The organism is Shewanella sp. CAL98-MNA-CIBAN-0140 (assembly GCF_040309905.1).
In the GTDB taxonomy this organism is placed as follows: Bacteria; Pseudomonadota; Gammaproteobacteria; order Enterobacterales; family Shewanellaceae; genus Shewanella; species Shewanella psychromarinicola.
Map to the genome: position 1 here is coordinate 12,905 of NZ_JBEOPI010000022.1, position 16,153 is coordinate 29,057.

Here is a 16,153-nt window from a genome sequence, read left to right on the forward strand (position 1 = left end):
CATTGACTATGCTCTTTTCGTATCTGCAGCCAGCTTTATCACTATAAAACTAGGTTTTAGAGGGCATTAGCTTAGTCACACCATTGATCACTAATACCGCTAAACCACCAGCAACAACACCAAATAGTGCATTCAACACGCTTGGGGTTAATAACCCTAAAAAGCCACCTACAACACTCACTTGGCTTACCAGCGTTTCTGCATGCGCAATCCATTCAGATACCAGATGAATACCGTGAGTTAAAATACCGCCACCAACCATAAACATGGCAATAGTACCGACAAATGTGAGAATTTTCATTAAGTAAGGGGCTGCAGATACTAATCCTAATCCCAATTTATGCCCTATTCCACTGGGCTTACGTTGAGCAAGATACAAACCAAGGTCATCAATTTTAACAATCCCTGCCACTAGGCCGTATACGCCTATCGTAATCACAATGGCAATAACGCATAAGGTTAAAAATTGCCCCATTAGGTCCATGTGTGCAGCAACACCTAAACTAATTGCGATAATTTCAGCGGATAAGACAAAGTCGGTGCGAATCGCCCCTTTTATTTTTTCTTTTTCGAATGCTGCTAAGTCTTCGATATCAGCTTTTGCTTTGGCAACCACCGCATCGTCATCGACCACTGGTACACGCTTATGTGTTAGTGAATGATAGACCTTTTCAAAGCCCTCATAACATAAAAACAAACCACCAAACATCAATAAAGGAGTAATAGCCCATGGAATAAACGCACTGATCAGCATGGCCATCGGCACCAAAATGACTTTATTGCGAAACGACCCCATGGCGACGGCAAACACGACAGGAAGCTCTCGCTCAGAGGCAACACCCGATACTTGCTGCGCATTTAACGCTAAATCATCACCCAGAACACCAGCGGTTTTGCGTGCCGCCACTTTGCTCATTGCCGCTACATCATCCAAAATAGTGGCAATATCATCTAATAGGGTTAATAAACTGGCACCTGCCATAAAAAGACTTATCCTTTTAAATCAATCAGTTGGTTGATTTTTACTTATGTCATACATCGTTTAGAGTAAACACATGGGAACACTTAAACCCGTGATATTGACCTAGTGTTGATACTCAAAATACTACTCAGTACACGTTAAGTCAGTGAGTCGTCTTCTACCATCACACCACAAGAGCTATGTAACACTAAATGGTTTTTGATTAATCGCTGACAGGCCTCTTAACCACAAGTTAATAAGGCTAATATATGCCTATTTTGAGTACTTAAGTTACTGGCATTTTTATCAACGTTAGCATTAAGCTCTTTGGCAATAGCTTGAAATGGCTGACGCGTGTCTAAATTTACCAATGGACTATTCATTAACGCACCAGACACGGTCAACTAAAACACGCCATCACAGTAAGTTATATCAATAGAAGTGGCTTTAAATGCCATTTTTATAGCTAACCTTCTATGAATAGTGCATTTTGGTAAACAAAACAACCAAGATAAATAACTTAACATGGTTGTTTTCATTATATCCCTGACGTTATAACCCAAGCTCGCTGAGTAAGTCATCAGCATCGTCGACAACAAGGCCTTTTACATTGGGATCATTGAGTACATCTTGTGATTTATCTGATTTAGCTTGCGCTTTTTGACCGTGAGTTTCGATTAATGAGTCAAGATCAAATTCCTCATTCATTTCAAAGTCTGCAGATCGAAGAAACTCTGTTTTATCCATGGCAAATTCAAGATAAAAAATATGGTTATTTTCAGTCCTAAACGACACTCTTCTCGCGACGGCGTTATCGAGGTTAGTATCGACTGAAATCGTTAATTCTTTATTAATCGTCAACATTTTAGGCTGACTTTGGCTAATGGATGTTTGTAATTCTTTTGATATTTTACCAATAAAATCACCCAAAATCTGGTTCATTAATTCGCCCATTACATTGCTCACATCATCAGAAGTATGTGAAAACGCTAATTCCGTTTCAGGCATTCCCATGTTGAGCATATAACGGCGATAAATTTCAATAGCCGCTGCCGCAGAAAAGTTGATCACAACCAAGCCAGAAAAACCACCATCGAAAATAGAGAAACAACCCAAATCAGGTTTTAAGCGGGTGCGAGAAATACTTTGAATCATCCCAGCATGACTAATTTGGCTAGCACTCGTGCTAGAAAGAACATGAGACACTGAATGACAAAGCTTAAGTAGAATATCGTCATTGTTGACGATAGAAGATGAATTCATAGCATTAATACCTTTTCGTTAATTACACTAATCTTGCGGGTAAACCGTAAAAAAATCAAAATTAAAACAATTGCTTAGCACATTAATTAACCAAACAACGTTAATATTCAACTAACCAGTTGATAAAAAACAGCTTTAACCAATTCACTACCTTATGCTTACAAATATAAAATATGCAGTTTGTTCACAAAAACAATCTTTTACGCTTATTTTTTTTAATATTTTCATTATAATCCCATTACTTTGTATTGATAGTTTAAAATAGGACTGATAATGATTAGATTATTGAGACGCCTAACCATTTTAAAGCGATTATTTATTATGTTAGCTTTAGCCGCTTTAGGTACAGTGGTTTTCGGTTCTTTTTCCATTAATGAACAATACAATCATTTAATAGAGCAAAAGTTCAAACAGCTCACCGGACAAGTCAACCAATTAAGTAGCACGCTTGATGCCTTTAAGCTTGTTAATCCTGATGCAACGGTCGAATTATTAAGCCAGTTTGTTAGTGACATTAAGGTCTCTGAGCATCAAGCGTTTATTGTTGTCGATAATCAAAATAATATTATTGTTAATCCACTAAACCCAAGATCAATCAGTAAATCCATCAACAACTTGGCGGCAAATGATGCTTCAACGCCTTATCAACAGCTAATCACCACGGCAAAACAACACCAAACAGCCCAAGCAAAGTTTGCGGTTGTCGATCAACAAAATCAACCGCAAACGGTACTTGCCGCAGCACAATATTATCCAAAACTTGAATTAACGCTAATCACCCAAGCAAACGTCAACGATGTCAATAACAGTATGACAGGTATCATTATTGACTATTTCATTATTATGATGATGATTGCAGTGCCTATTTTTGCGTTCTTTTTATTGCTTAATCATTCCATTACCCAACCTCTTAACGTCACAATCGACGCGATGGAACAAATCGCCAAAGGTGAAGGCGATTTGACTCAACGCTTGTCGACAGAAGGCAATGATGAAGTCGCCAAACTAGCCGATGCGTTCAATCAATTTGTGATTAAAATAGCTAATATGGTTGCTAATTTACAACCTCTTGGGCATACCTTAAATAATGAAGCTGTGCATTTATTAGATACTGTAAAATTATCGAATCAAAGCGCGAACCAAGTGCACAGCGAAACTCAAAGTGTCGCCGCTGCGATTAACCAAATGCTATCGACGAGCCAAGAAATGGCTCGAAACACTCAAGATGCGGCAGACGGTGCCAGCAATGTGAAACATCAAGCCGAACAAAATCAACAATTGATGCAACAAACAGTTGAACAGACAGAAAGTTTAGTCGGTGAGCTACAACAAGCAGAAACGGTGTCGTTAACCCTCAGTCAATCATCTGCTGAGATTGGCAGCATCCTTGACGTGATAGGTAGCATTGCAGATCAAACTAATCTACTTGCACTGAATGCCGCCATTGAAGCTGCACGCGCAGGTGAACATGGCCGAGGTTTTGCTGTAGTCGCTGATGAAGTGCGTGCGTTGGCAAACAGGACTCAGTCTTCAACCAATGAAATCAATAAAATTATTAACCAGATCCAGACAGGTATTCAATCGGTTATTAACAGTATTACTAACACACAGCAACATTCTGCTCAGCTGCAATCAAAAGCTGTGCAATCAAGTGATGCGATTATCGCAATTTTAGCGCTTATCGAAAATATTAGTAGCATGACAGCGCAACTCGCCAGCGCCACAGAAGAACAAGCACTCGTCACCGAAGACATTAACATTAATGTCAGTACGATTTCTGAACTCACCGAACTATCGTTAACAGCTAACGAAACCCACAGTCAGGCAGCACAATCGTTGCAAACTATTAGTGTAGATATGAGTCAGACACTAGGACAATTTAAAATATAATTTAATTCGATCAACTCATTACACAAACAAAGGCTTTCCACGGTTGATATTATACCCATCAGCATGGAAAGCCTTAATGTTACTACCCTCACCCTCGCCGTCTTATCGACAAACAATATTGGCTTATAGCCATGGTCTATATCAACATCACAGCTCATTTCGAGTCGAACATCGCTTTTAGCTATTATGACTTTAGGGTATATTATGCCTATTAGATTAAATAGCTGAGTTCTACAAGGTATCATTTAACCAATAAGCTAGTGGATATTTCGACTAGCTTATTGAAATATTGATATTTAATCCGATGAGTATTTAGTTGTCATTCATTACAGAGTATGTTGTTTATGTATCAAAAAACGGTCACCATTGTTGCTCCTCACGGTATTCATACCCGCCCAGCGGCATTACTGGTTAAAGAGGCAAAAGAGTTTGATTGCGACGTCATAGTCGAATGCAATGGTAAGCAGGCCAGCGCCAAAAGTTTATTCAAGTTACAAACATTAGGTCTATACCAAGGTGTGTCAGTGACGGTATTTGCTTCCGGTGAACACGCCCAAGCAGCCGTTGACAAAATTGCCTCACTGCTGATGACTCTGAGTTAATTAGAGTTAATTAGAGTTAATTAGAGTTAATTAGAGTTAATTAGAGTTAATTAGAGTTAATTAGGACAACCATAGTTAATAGGACAGCGATATGTCAATCAACGGAATAGTAGTATCTGCAGGCATCGCTTTTGGTAAAGCACTGACTATCACCACTCAACTGCCACCACTGGATTTTAAACTTCTCTCTATTGAACAAATTGACCAGCAGCAACAACAGCTAACACAAGCCATTAATCACCTTATTGCTCATTTACAACACTGCCAACATCACCTGTACCCAGATGGTGATAATTTCCAACTTATTGATAGCGATATTATGTTGCTTGAAGATGAGGAACTACAACAGCAACTTCATCAACATATTCGTCAATTTAAAGTCGGTGCCGCCGTTGCTGTTGATCGCATTTTTAATCAACATGCAGCAGAAATGTCGGCATTAGATGACCCTTATTTGGCTAATCGCAGTGTTGATATTATGTGTTTGGCTAAGCGCTTAACCAGTGCGTTGCACGGGCACTTACAATGGGATTTATCGACCCTTGCCGAAGACACCATATTACTGGCTGATGATTTAACCCCTGCAGAATTTGCCATATTGCCACTAACTCACATCACCGGGCTGATCCTAGAGTCTGGAGGTCTAACAAGCCATACTGCTATTTTGGCTCGGGCAGCAGGGATACCTGCATTACTCAATTATCAATTTTCACAAACCAAAGACGTCATTGACGATGGCACTCAGCTTATTTTAGATGGTATGTCAGGTGAATTACATGTTGCCCCGTCAGCTGACGTTTTTGATCAATTAAAGCAGAAACAACAACAAGAATTGCTGCGTCGCCAAGCATTGATGATTTATAAAGATAAACCCAGTCAAACTCGCGACGGTCATAAGGTCACTTTGCTGGCCAATGTGGGCAACCTGAGTGAAATATCTCATGTCACCGATGTTGGAGCCCAAGGTATTGGCTTATTTCGTACCGAATTTTTACTGATGAATGCCAAAGCTCTGCCAGATGAACATCAACAATATAAACTTTATTGCGATGCCCTTCATAGCTTACAAGGTGAAGTGCTTACCATTCGAACGTTTGATATTGGCGCCGATAAAGAAATTCCTTTCTTGCCTCAAAACAACGAAGATAACCCTGCCCTTGGCATTCGTGGCATTCGCTATAGTTTGGCACACCCAGAGACCTTTATTACTCAAGTGAAAGCCGCCCTTCGCGCCGCTAATCATGGCCAAGTTCGATTAATGTTTCCGATGGTAAGCCAGGTAGAAGAACTTGACGCCGCCTTTTTGTTAATTGAACGCGCTAAATCCGAGTTGAACGAGCAAGAAAAAGGTTTTGGGGCTCTCAGCTACGGCATTGTGGTTGAAACCCCAGCAGCAGTTCTGAACCTGCCAAGTATGTTGCCATTACTCGATTTTGTCAGTATCGGCACCAATGACTTAACCCAATATACCTTAGCGGCCGATCGCACCAATCCGCATTTAGCTAAACAATACCCACCACTGTCACCGGCAGTAATACAACTTATTGCCTTAACGATTTCCCACTGTAAACACACTCATGTCAGTGTTTCATTGTGTGGTGAACTTGGCAGCGATCCACAAGTTCTGCCCTTATTGGTAGGACTTGGGCTTGATGAGTTGAGTATCAATCCTGCTAATTTATTAGACGTAAAAGTGGCATTGATTGAAGGTAACTACACCCATTTTGTTAACCATGCACAACACATCGCTTTGTTAACTCGCATTACTGATATTCGTGAAGCCATTAACGCTTTTTCACTCGATTGCGACCAATCACACGAATAAAGTAGGTAAAGCTGGCAGAGCCGTTTACACTTAACCGCATAAAAAAATGACTAACAGGGGCTTGTTCTTATGGGATTTTTAAGCCGAATACGGCGATTGATTTCTGGCCAACCACCATTGACGGGCGGTATAGCTATTTATGCACCAGTATCGGGTGATATTGTTGCAATTGAAAAAGTACCCGACGTGGTATTTGCTGAAAAAATTGTTGGCGATGGTATTGCTATCGACCCTAAGGGCGAATTTATGGTTGCCCCAATTGATGGCACCATTGGTAAAATTTTTGAAACCAATCATGCGTTCAGCATCGAGTCACCCCAGGGGCTAGAATTGTTTGTTCACTTTGGTGTTGGCACCGTTGAGCTCAAGGGTAATGGTTTTAAACGTTTAGCCGAAGAAGGTCAGCAAGTCAAAGCAGGTGAAGCCATTTTGGCTTTTGATCTGGCCTATTTGCGCGATAAAGTCGACAGTCTATTGACCCCTGTGGTGTTGGCCAATATGGAAGATATTAAGCAATTAGATAAAGCCCAAGGTAGTGTCATTGCCGGTAAAGATATTATTTTTACTGTGCAAATGTAACATCATGTTGGCCCGATCTATTTTAACGACATAGTTCACCGACATAGTTAACTGCCATAGTTAACCGATAATGCTAATGGTTATTGCTAATGGTTAGCGACACATTAATATGCAACCGCACGCTTAAATTAGCCTAGGTTGCAAATTATGAAATCGCCCCAAAACGCCGTCTTAGGCTTGTTCAAGCCGCTTCACAATGCCACAATGTTGTTAAATGCATTCACTGATATCCATCTTACATAAGGCACTTTTCAGGCTTATTTTGAAAGCCAAACCTTACTATTACAATCCAATCGACATTAATGGAGTATTCTTTTGACCTTATACGGCATAAAAAATTGCGATACTGTTCGTAAAGCGCGCAAATGGCTTGAAGCCGAAAAAATTGATTACACGTTTCACGATTTTCGGGAAGACGGTCTAAGTGAAACCACGGTAGCGCTGTGGGCTAATATCGTCGGTTGGGAAACCCTGTTTAATAAACGAAGTACCAGTTTTCGTGGCTTAAATGATGCCGAAAAAAACGATCTCACTCAAGACAAGGCTATCGCATTGATGGTGCAACACCCTACGCTGATCAAGCGCCCAGTTTTAGTTAACAAGGATAAATTGCTGATTGGCTTTAAAGCAGCAGAATATCAAATGTGGTTCGCATAATGAATAATGACGTAGTTGAATTAGCAAAAGATCTGATTTCACGCCCATCGGTAACGCCATTAGATGAAGGTTGCCAAACGTTGATGGCCAATCGTCTTGCCGCCATTGGCTTTAACATTGAGCCAATGGTATTTGAAGACACCACTAACATGTGGGCAAGACGTGGCAATAGCGACCCTGTTTTTTGCTTTGCTGGCCATACCGACGTGGTACCAACAGGCGATCTCAATCGTTGGCACACTCCACCGTTCGAACCCACCATTATTGATAATTATTTACATGGTCGCGGCGCTGCCGACATGAAAGGCTCATTGGCGGCGATGATTATTGCTACCGAACGATTTATCGCCAAACATCCAGATCACAATGGCTCTATTGCTTATTTAATTACCAGTGACGAAGAAGGTCCGTTTATTAACGGTACTACGCGCGTGATTGATACCCTCGAAGCCCGTAATGAAAAAATGACTTGGGCGTTAGTCGGCGAGCCCTCTTCAACGCATAAATTGGGTGATGTGGTCAAAAATGGTCGCCGAGGCAGCTTAACAGGCAACTTAACCGTCAATGGTATTCAAGGTCATGTAGCCTATCCACATTTAGCCGATAATCCTATTCATAAAGCGGTTCCTGCACTAACTGAACTCGCACAAATGCATTGGGACAATGGCAATGAGTTTTTCCCACCCACCAGTTTTCAAATCGCTAACATCAATGGCGGTACGGGCGCATCAAATGTGGTTCCAGGTGAGCTAGCCGTCATGTTTAACTTCCGTTACTCCACTGAGGTGACCGCAGAAGAGTTGATCCAACGGGTAGTGAGTATTCTTGATGCACATGGCTTAGATTATGATATCAACTGGATTTTTAATGGCTTACCGTTTTTAACCGGTGACGGTCCATTACTTGACGCTGCGCGTGAGGCAATTCGTGAAGTCACAGGTTATCAAACCGATCCACAAACCACAGGTGGTACTTCAGATGGACGTTTTATCGCCCCAACGGGCGCACAAGTGTTGGAATTAGGCCCCGTAAACGCCACTATTCATAAGGTCAACGAATGCGTAAATGTGGCCGACTTAGAGATATTGGCCAATTGTTATGAACGCATTTTGGAAAAACTACTGTGCAAATAAGTCCACGGCAGCCCTTGGTCGATATTGCTTGCGAGCAAGCGTCACTTTATGGTTTAGATGATGAAAATCTAGTTGCTATTGGGCAATATTTACTGGAACAGCGCACTGCAGCTGCATTTAACCAGCTGCAAAATGCGGCATCAGCGGCAGGGTTTGATTTGCAAATATGCTCGGCATATCGACCATTTGATCGCCAATTGAGTATTTGGAATGCAAAAGCTTGTGGCCAACGTCCTTTACTCGATAAAACCTCAAATCCCGTAGAGTTTACTACCCTCACGCCACAGCAACTAATTGATACTATTTTGATATGGTCTGCATTACCTGGTGCCTCGAGGCACCATTGGGGTACAGATATTGATGTATATGATGCCAATAGTATTACCCAGCAAGCGTTACAATTAATCACAGCAGAATACTCAGGCAATGGTCCTTGTGCTCCATTGCACCAGTGGCTCAATTTACACGCTGCTCAATTTGGGTTTTATTTCCCGTATCAGCCTCATTTAAGCGGTGTTAGCCCAGAGCCTTGGCATATAAGTTATTTCCCCGTTGCTAATGAATTGTTAGCGCAATTTAGCGCGGTTGAATTAGCAAAAGTGTTGTCTGCTGCAGAAATATCGTTAAAATCATCATTACTTGAACGACTAACCGAGTTAGTTAATCATTACGTTTTTTTTGTTGCGCCCTCTCCGGCTTAATGCCTGTGCGTACGTTCCCTTTGAATGAGTCTGTTATGTCCACTTTAATGCCCCATAAAATAATTGATAATCAGCCACTGTATTACTCGGATGAAGGCCATGGACCTGTGGTTATTTTTTGTCATGGCTTACTCGCAAACAGTCATATGTGGCGAGCACAGATCGATGAATTATCAACACAGTATCGTTGTATCGCCATCGACTTTTGGGGCCATGGTCAAACGACGACTATCCCAGAGACGACTCAAAATTTGCAAGATGTGGCCCAACATGTATTAACACTAATGGATATGCTCAATATTCATTCGGCCGCCATCATAGGCCATGGCAGTGGCGGCGCCATTGCGGCAGAACTGATTTTACATGCCCCAGTTCGTATTAATGGGCTGGTGATGTTAAACAGTTTTGTTGGATTTGAACCGCAAGTCAATTGCATTAAATATCAAGGGTTAATGGCTGAAATAGCCAACAAACAAGCAATATCATCGGAGCTTGCACAGACTATTAGCGGCTTATTTTTCAGTAAAGACATTGAGCAATTAATCACCCAAGATGCCACGCTTACGGCCGAGATAGAGCAATTCAGCACTGAATTAACCACTTATTCCAGCGCGCAAATTGCCGCGTTACTTAAATTTGCCAACATGGCCATCTTTAAACGCGATACCCTCGAATTTGTCGAATCGCTAACATTACCCACATTAGTGACGGTTGGATTAAGCGGCCATTTGCGTACCGCACTGGAAAGTTATTTAATGCATGACTCCATCGATGGCAGTCAATTAGTCCACATAGAACAAACGGGTCACTTAGCTAACATCGAAAAACCGACTATTTTTAATCAGCATCTTATTGATTTTTTGAGTAAAATTAATTTTAATTAATCACTTAAATGGATAGACCAGATCCACCGATATTGCTGATATAATCGAGACAAATGACATATAGTCTGTAATGCGTTACCGGCGAAAACGACCTAATTTGAGCACCAATGAAACTTCTTCAACCTTTATTTGAAAATAATCGCCGTTGGGCTGAACGGATCAACAAAGAAGATCCCACCTTTTTCGAAAAATTAGCAAAACAACAAAATCCTGAGTACCTGTGGATTGGTTGCTCTGACAGTCGAGTGCCTTCTAATCAAATTATCGACTTATTACCGGGTGAAGTATTCGTTCATCGTAATATCGCTAATATGGTGATCCACACTGATTTAAATTGTTTATCGGTGCTGCAATACGCTGTTGATGTGCTGAAAGTAAAGCACATTATGGTCGTTGGGCATTATGGCTGCGGTGGTGTGCGTGCGGCAATGAATCAAGAGCGATTGGGGCTGATTGACAATTGGCTTGGGCATTTGCGTGATATTCATCGTTTTCATTGTGCAGAACTTGAACCCATGACTGAGCAACGGCGTTTTGATCGTCTTTGCGAACTTAATGTTATAGAACAAGTGTCAAATGTCGTGTCGACCAACATAGTCCAAGAAGCATGGGATCGCGGTCAGGATGTAGCAGTACATGGTTGGATTTACGGGGTTAATAACGGATTACTCACCGATTTAGACGTGACCATTGACCGTCTTCATGGCCGAAATTTCGCATAACGGCTCCTTCTATCTGCTTTTACACTTTATCAATAGGTCGTTTATTTAGTAGGCCTTTGTTTATTGTTATTAAAAATATGCAATAAAAGTCGCGAACCACCACTGAAGGACGTTATAATCATCCCGTTTATTTAGCGCTACTATGCGCAGAATTTTTAGGAGATGATTTCCATGCCTGGTTTTGAATTATTTGGTCCTGAAGAAAAGCAGGAAGTTGCTGACGTGATGGAGAACGGTTTTACCTTCCGTTACAATTTTGACCATATGCGCAATGATCGCTGGAAAACCCGCGACATGGAGCAATTACTTTGCGAAAAGATGAACGTTAAACACGCTCATCTAGTATCAAGCGGTACCGCTGCATTACAAACGGCAATGGCAGCAGCGGGCATTGGTGCTGGCGATGAAGTCATTGTTCCTCCATTTACCTTTGTCGCCTCTGTTGAAGCCGTGTTTATGGCCGGTGCTGTACCCATTTTTGCTGAAATTGATGAAACATTGTGTTTATCTCCAGAAGGTATTGAAGCGGCAATCACACCACGTACCAAGGCGATTAACCTGGTTCACATGTGTGGTTCAATGGCTAAGATGGACGAAATCAAAGCAGTATGTAAAAAGCATAACTTGGTGATTTTAGAAGACGCGTGTCAAGCCATCGGTGGCAGTTATAAAGGCCAAGCATTAGGCACAATTGGTGATGTGGGTTGTTACTCTTTTGACTCAGTCAAAACCATTACCTGTGGTGAAGGTGGCGCGATTGTGACCAACAACAGCGAGATTTATAACCATTCACATATGTTTTCAGATCACGGTCATGACCATGTAGGCAATGATCGCGGTGCAGAATCGCACCCAATGATGGGGTTGAATTTCCGTATTTCTGAAATGAATGCGGCAATGGGTTTAGCACAGTTACGTAAGCTTGATAAAATCATTGCTATTCAACGTAAAAACAAGAAAACCATCAAAGATGCTATGGCTTCTATCGCAGAAATTACATTCCGTGAAATTCCTGATCCAGAAGGTGATTCAGCAGGCTTCTTAACATTTATGATGCCAACGGAAGCTCGCACTCAAGAAATTAATAAAAAGCTCGCAGCCAACAAAGTTGATGGTTGTTTTTACTGGTATGTTAACAATTGGCATTATCTTAAAAATTGGAAGCACATCCAAGAGCTTAACGCTCCTGCTGCGTTACCCATTATGTTAATAGCCGATCGCCCAGATTACACTAAGGTGCTAACGCCTAAGTCTGACGCTATCATCAGCCGCACCATTTCGATGCTGATAAAATTATCTTGGACCGATGAGCAAATTGCTGAGCGTATTGAGAATATTAAACGTGCTTTCGCCTAGCATTAATGTCTCTTGGTCAGTGATAGCTGAGAGCACTTTTTACAGAATTTATCTCAATGGAGACACTTGTAATGAGTTTTAAAAATTTTAAATGTGTACCAAAAATGATCTTTGGTCGTGGTTCATTTGTACAACTTGATGTTGTATTAGGTCAAGAACGACAAGACGTAAACGATTTTGTTGTTTTTCTTGTCGATGATGTCCACCAGGGCAAACCACTGGCTGACCGCGTGCCAACTAAAGCACACGACTTAGTTATCTACGTTAACGTAGATGATGAGCCAACCACAGAACAAGTTGATGGTTTAACGGCACAAGTTAAAGCATTTAACAGCCAATTACCTGTGAGCGTCGTCGGTTTAGGTGGCGGTTCAACCATGGATTTGGCTAAAGCGGTATCGTTAATGCTAACTAACCCTGGTAGTTCTTCTGAATACCAAGGCTGGGATTTGATTAAAAACCCTGCGATACATCATATTGGTATTCCAACGGTATCGGGTACTGGTGCTGAAGCGTCACGTACTGCGGTATTGTGCGGACCGGTACGTAAGCTAGGGTTAAACTCTGATTACACCGTATTTGATCAAATCATTATGGACTCTGAATTAATTGCAGGGGTTCCAACAGATCAGTGGTTCTATACCGGTATGGATTGCTTTATCCACTGCGTAGAGTCATTACAAGGTACTTATCTTAACGAGTTTGCTAAAGCCTTCGCTGAAAAATCGATGGATTTATGTCGTCAAGTGTTCTTAAACGACCACCCAGAAAAAGATGACAAATTAATGATGGCATCTTACATGGGCGGCATGAGCATTGCTTATAGCCAAGTAGGTGCATGTCATGCTGTATCTTACGGTCTCGGGTATGTGCTGGGTTATCACCATGGTATTGGTAACTGTTTAGCCTTTGATGTGTTAGAAGAGTTCTACCCTGAAGGCGTGACTGAGTTCCGTAAAATGATGAAAATTCACAACATCACTCTGCCGAAAAATATCTGTAAAGATTTACCAGATGAAACTATCGCTAAGATGGTTGCCGTCACCAAGAGCATGGGCCCACTTTGGGACAATGTGTACGGTAAAGGCTGGGAAGAAAAAGTTACTGATGAAATGCTAACGACGTTATTCCGTCGTATATAATAAACGATACATTTAGTCATAAAGGGCTCTTATGAGCCCTTTTATTTATTGTCTACACCATTGTCACAACCACAAGTAGGTCATATTAATGAACGTTACTCTATTAATCCCTGCACGTTATGGTTCAAGCCGTTTCCCGGGTAAACCACTCGCCCCGATTAATGGTAAACCCATGATCCAACACGTTTATGAACGAGCCTCATTAGCAAGAGGGGTAGATAATATTTATGTCGCTACTGATGACGACCGGATCAAAGACGCGGTTGAATCTTTTGGTGGTAAAGTGGTAATGACCAGCCCAGATGCGGCTTCAGGTACCGACCGTATTAACGATGCCATCGAGCAACTTGGTCTTAGTAATGACGATTTAGTGATTAACTTGCAAGGCGATCAGCCGCTGATTGATCCAATATCAATTGAACAAATCATTACGCTTTTTGAACGTCACCCTAATGAGTTTGACATGGCGACCTTAGGTTTTGAAATTGTCGATAAAGGTGAGTTAGACGATCCATTGCACGTTAAGATGGTATTCGATAATCACCATAATGCATTATATTTCTCACGAGCCCGCATTCCTTTTGGTCGAGATACTAACGACTACCCTGTTTACAAACATTTAGGTATTTATGCATACACTAAGCGTTTTGTGAATGCCTTTGCTAAGTTGCCTTTAGGTAAACTTGAAGACATCGAGAAATTAGAACAGTTACGCGCACTGGAATATGGTTACAAAATTAAAATCGCCATCAGTGCATTTGACTCACCAGAAGTTGATACCCCAGAAGATATTCGCAAGTGTGAGCTACGTTTGGCCGTCGACTAAGCAATAGATATGGATCTAGCCTGCGCTGGCTTAACAGCAAGGCTATAAAATATCAATATTAAACAGGAGTTTACAATGAGTTTAGAAGGCTATGAAGTATGGCTAATTATCATTTTAGTCCTAGGTGTTATCGCGAGTAATATTGCAGTGTTGAAATATTCGGCCAAATTTAAAATGCCTCAATTTGGTGAGCATAAAGGCAAAGAGCTTAACCCTGAGCAAAAAAATAGTTCAGAAGAACTTGATAAAGAATCTTCTACCAAAGAAGGCAAAGACAGTAAAGACAGTAAAGACAGTAAAGACAGTAAAGACAAAACACTATAGTGGCCGATTGTCGTATGCCTCAGCAAGCACTGTACAAATAGCATATTGTACATATAAACACTTATACATCTCACACCTAAACCACATAATAAAAAAGCTAACACCATAATAGGGTTAGCTTTAATTTTTATACAACGGGTTAGGCTACTGTATCAGGATTAATGCCCCCATTCGCAAGCGCTATTCAGAGTCGAACTTGACTCGTCGTTGCTCTTGGTTATTCGGCCAAGCATTTATCACCGCTTTCACTAACGACGCTAGCGGTATGGCAAAAAAGACTCCCCACACGCCCCATAAGCCACCAAATACCAACACAGCGGCAATAATCACTACCGGATGTAAATCCACTGCATCAGAAAACAATAGCGGTACCAGCACATTGCCGTCTAACGCCTGAATAATGCCATAGCCTAATATTAAGTATCCAAATTCAGCACTGAAACCCCATTGAAAAAAAGCCACTAACGCAATTGGTAATGTAACCAACGTGGCACCAACATACGGGATCAATACAGACAATCCAGTCAACACACCTAGTAACGTAGAATAACGCAGCCCCATGATGGCAAAAAAGATATAGCTGGCTACGCCTACAATGACAATTTCAATCACTTTACCACGAATATAGTTGAAGATTTGTTGGTCCATTTCAAACCATACTTTTCGCGCTAAACCGCGGTTAGTAGGGAAGAAACGTTTGCTACCTCTCAGCAAAAGGTCTTTGTCTTTTAAAAAGAAAAAAACCAATAATGGCACTAAAATGGCGTACACCATTAACACTAGTAATGACGCAGAATAACCCAGAATTTGTTTACCTAAATCAATAAGATGCTGTGTATCTAGCATTTTATTGATTTCTTCCATCATCGAATCAAGTTGCGATGCACTGACAAATTTAGGATAATCTGCACTAAACTCTCTAACGATTAGCATTCCCTTATCGATCATAGAGGGTAAATCAGTGACCAATGACACCCCTTGACGCCAAATACTGGGTACCAAACCTAACATCAAAATGAGCATCAAACTTAAAAAAACCACCAACACTATCGTTGCGGCGGCGGTTCGACTGATCCTCAGCCGCGACATTTGTGCCACCGGCCACTCAAGCAAAAAGGCTAACACCAAAGCAACGAGCAAGGGCGCAAGTAATCCGGCACCAAAGTACAATGCAAGACCTATCCCAATAATGATAAACATTAACGTTATGGCTTGTGGATCACTAAAACGGGTTTTGTACCAATCAGTTAAAAATTCCAGCATTGAAAAACCTTTTATATAAACAATA

16 protein-coding genes and 1 pseudogene are annotated in these 16,153 nt (G+C 41.3%); 13 read left to right on the top strand and 4 right to left on the bottom strand.

Features of this window, described 5'->3' with window-relative positions; all coding sequences use genetic code 11:
• Window positions 1-49: 49 nt before the first annotated feature.
• The 3 genes and pseudogenes from AAEY93_RS12460 to AAEY93_RS12470 form a co-directional block, all read right to left on the bottom strand.
• Window positions 50-982 carry a DUF808 domain-containing protein gene (locus AAEY93_RS12460; protein ID WP_101031896.1) on the bottom strand — a complete coding sequence of 311 codons (933 nt, stop codon included), beginning with the start codon at window positions 980-982 and terminating at the stop codon, window positions 50-52.
• Window positions 983-1,209: 227 nt separating this feature from the next.
• Window positions 1,210-1,365, bottom strand: a pseudogene (locus AAEY93_RS12465) (LacI family transcriptional regulator); the annotation flags it as partial.
• 148 nt (window positions 1,366-1,513) lie between these two features.
• Window positions 1,514-2,224: a DUF3334 family protein gene (locus AAEY93_RS12470; RefSeq protein WP_124011642.1), complete on the bottom strand. Its 711-nt coding sequence runs from the start codon at window positions 2,222-2,224 to the stop codon at window positions 1,514-1,516.
• A 273-nt stretch (window positions 2,225-2,497) separates the two neighbouring features.
• Between AAEY93_RS12470 and AAEY93_RS12475 the strand changes: the two genes are divergently transcribed.
• The 13 genes from AAEY93_RS12475 to AAEY93_RS12535 all read left to right on the top strand — a co-directional run bounded on the left by AAEY93_RS12475 (window position 2,498) and on the right by AAEY93_RS12535 (window position 14,865).
• Window positions 2,498-4,114, top strand: a complete 1,617-nt coding sequence (locus AAEY93_RS12475; RefSeq protein WP_124011643.1) for a methyl-accepting chemotaxis protein — start codon at window positions 2,498-2,500, stop codon at window positions 4,112-4,114.
• 344 nt (window positions 4,115-4,458) lie between these two features.
• Entirely contained in the window at window positions 4,459-4,716 is a 258-nt protein-coding gene (locus AAEY93_RS12480) for an HPr family phosphocarrier protein (protein ID WP_101031899.1), read from the top strand.
• A gap of 91 nt (window positions 4,717-4,807) precedes the next feature.
• Entirely contained in the window at window positions 4,808-6,541 is a 1,734-nt protein-coding gene (gene ptsP / locus AAEY93_RS12485; protein WP_124011644.1) for a phosphoenolpyruvate--protein phosphotransferase, read from the top strand.
• A 69-nt stretch (window positions 6,542-6,610) separates the two neighbouring features.
• Entirely contained in the window at window positions 6,611-7,120 is a 510-nt protein-coding gene (crr, locus tag AAEY93_RS12490) for a PTS glucose transporter subunit IIA (RefSeq protein ID WP_124011645.1), read from the top strand.
• Window positions 7,121-7,435: 315 nt separating this feature from the next.
• The gene (locus AAEY93_RS12495; RefSeq protein ID WP_124011646.1) at window positions 7,436-7,777 is read left to right on the top strand and encodes an ArsC family reductase; all 342 of its coding nucleotides are present in this window, start codon (window positions 7,436-7,438) and stop codon (window positions 7,775-7,777) included.
• The gene (gene dapE / locus AAEY93_RS12500; protein WP_124011647.1) at window positions 7,777-8,910 is read left to right on the top strand and encodes a succinyl-diaminopimelate desuccinylase; all 1,134 of its coding nucleotides are present in this window, start codon (window positions 7,777-7,779) and stop codon (window positions 8,908-8,910) included. Before AAEY93_RS12495 ends, dapE begins: the two co-directional genes overlap by 1 nt.
• Window positions 8,901-9,611: a M15 family metallopeptidase gene (locus AAEY93_RS12505; RefSeq protein WP_124011648.1), complete on the top strand. Its 711-nt coding sequence runs from the start codon at window positions 8,901-8,903 to the stop codon at window positions 9,609-9,611. The genes dapE and AAEY93_RS12505 overlap by 10 nt, the downstream gene beginning before the upstream one ends.
• Window positions 9,612-9,646: 35 nt before the next feature.
• Window positions 9,647-10,495, top strand: coding sequence for an alpha/beta fold hydrolase (locus AAEY93_RS12510; RefSeq protein WP_164839494.1), 849 nt, complete (start codon window positions 9,647-9,649; stop codon window positions 10,493-10,495).
• 107 nt (window positions 10,496-10,602) lie between these two features.
• Entirely contained in the window at window positions 10,603-11,217 is a 615-nt protein-coding gene (can, locus tag AAEY93_RS12515; RefSeq protein WP_101031906.1) for a carbonate dehydratase, read from the top strand.
• Window positions 11,218-11,388: 171 nt separating this feature from the next.
• Window positions 11,389-12,573 carry an 8-amino-3,8-dideoxy-alpha-D-manno-octulosonate transaminase KdnA gene (gene kdnA / locus AAEY93_RS12520; RefSeq protein WP_124011650.1) on the top strand — a complete coding sequence of 395 codons (1,185 nt, stop codon included), beginning with the start codon at window positions 11,389-11,391 and terminating at the stop codon, window positions 12,571-12,573.
• 71 nt (window positions 12,574-12,644) lie between these two features.
• A complete protein-coding gene (gene kdnB, locus AAEY93_RS12525) occupies window positions 12,645-13,715 on the top strand; it encodes a 3-deoxy-alpha-D-manno-octulosonate 8-oxidase KdnB (protein WP_351077307.1) in 1,071 nt (356 codons plus the stop codon).
• 88 nt (window positions 13,716-13,803) lie between these two features.
• Complete coding sequence (kdsB, locus tag AAEY93_RS12530) at window positions 13,804-14,541, top strand: 8-amino-3,8-dideoxy-manno-octulosonate cytidylyltransferase KdsB (protein WP_124011652.1); 738 nt, start codon at window positions 13,804-13,806, stop codon at window positions 14,539-14,541.
• Between the two features lie 75 nt (window positions 14,542-14,616).
• Window positions 14,617-14,865 (top strand): DUF2897 family protein, encoded by a 249-nt coding sequence (locus tag AAEY93_RS12535; protein WP_351077310.1) that lies wholly within the window; start codon window positions 14,617-14,619, stop codon window positions 14,863-14,865.
• Between the two features lie 180 nt (window positions 14,866-15,045).
• Here AAEY93_RS12535 and AAEY93_RS12540 read toward each other — a convergent pair whose 3' ends face one another.
• Entirely contained in the window at window positions 15,046-16,128 is a 1,083-nt protein-coding gene (locus AAEY93_RS12540; RefSeq protein WP_101031911.1) for an AI-2E family transporter, read from the bottom strand.
• Between the last annotated feature and the right edge of the window lie 25 nt (window positions 16,129-16,153).

Coding starts and splice junctions, on each gene's coding strand:
- AAEY93_RS12460 (WP_101031896.1), bottom strand. CDS start 982: ATGGCAGGTGCCAGTTTATTAACCCTATTAGATGATATTGCCACTATT.
- AAEY93_RS12470 (WP_124011642.1), bottom strand. CDS start 2,224: ATGAATTCATCTTCTATCGTCAACAATGACGATATTCTACTTAAGCTT.
- AAEY93_RS12475 (WP_124011643.1), top strand. CDS start 2,498: ATGATTAGATTATTGAGACGCCTAACCATTTTAAAGCGATTATTTATT.
- AAEY93_RS12480 (WP_101031899.1), top strand. CDS start 4,459: ATGTATCAAAAAACGGTCACCATTGTTGCTCCTCACGGTATTCATACC.
- ptsP (WP_124011644.1), top strand. CDS start 4,808: ATGTCAATCAACGGAATAGTAGTATCTGCAGGCATCGCTTTTGGTAAA.
- crr (WP_124011645.1), top strand. CDS start 6,611: ATGGGATTTTTAAGCCGAATACGGCGATTGATTTCTGGCCAACCACCA.
- dapE (WP_124011647.1), top strand. CDS start 7,777: ATGAATAATGACGTAGTTGAATTAGCAAAAGATCTGATTTCACGCCCA.
- AAEY93_RS12510 (WP_164839494.1), top strand. CDS start 9,647: ATGTCCACTTTAATGCCCCATAAAATAATTGATAATCAGCCACTGTAT.
- can (WP_101031906.1), top strand. CDS start 10,603: ATGAAACTTCTTCAACCTTTATTTGAAAATAATCGCCGTTGGGCTGAA.
- kdnA (WP_124011650.1), top strand. CDS start 11,389: ATGCCTGGTTTTGAATTATTTGGTCCTGAAGAAAAGCAGGAAGTTGCT.
- kdnB (WP_351077307.1), top strand. CDS start 12,645: ATGAGTTTTAAAAATTTTAAATGTGTACCAAAAATGATCTTTGGTCGT.
- kdsB (WP_124011652.1), top strand. CDS start 13,804: ATGAACGTTACTCTATTAATCCCTGCACGTTATGGTTCAAGCCGTTTC.
- AAEY93_RS12535 (WP_351077310.1), top strand. CDS start 14,617: ATGAGTTTAGAAGGCTATGAAGTATGGCTAATTATCATTTTAGTCCTA.
- AAEY93_RS12540 (WP_101031911.1), bottom strand. CDS start 16,128: ATGCTGGAATTTTTAACTGATTGGTACAAAACCCGTTTTAGTGATCCA.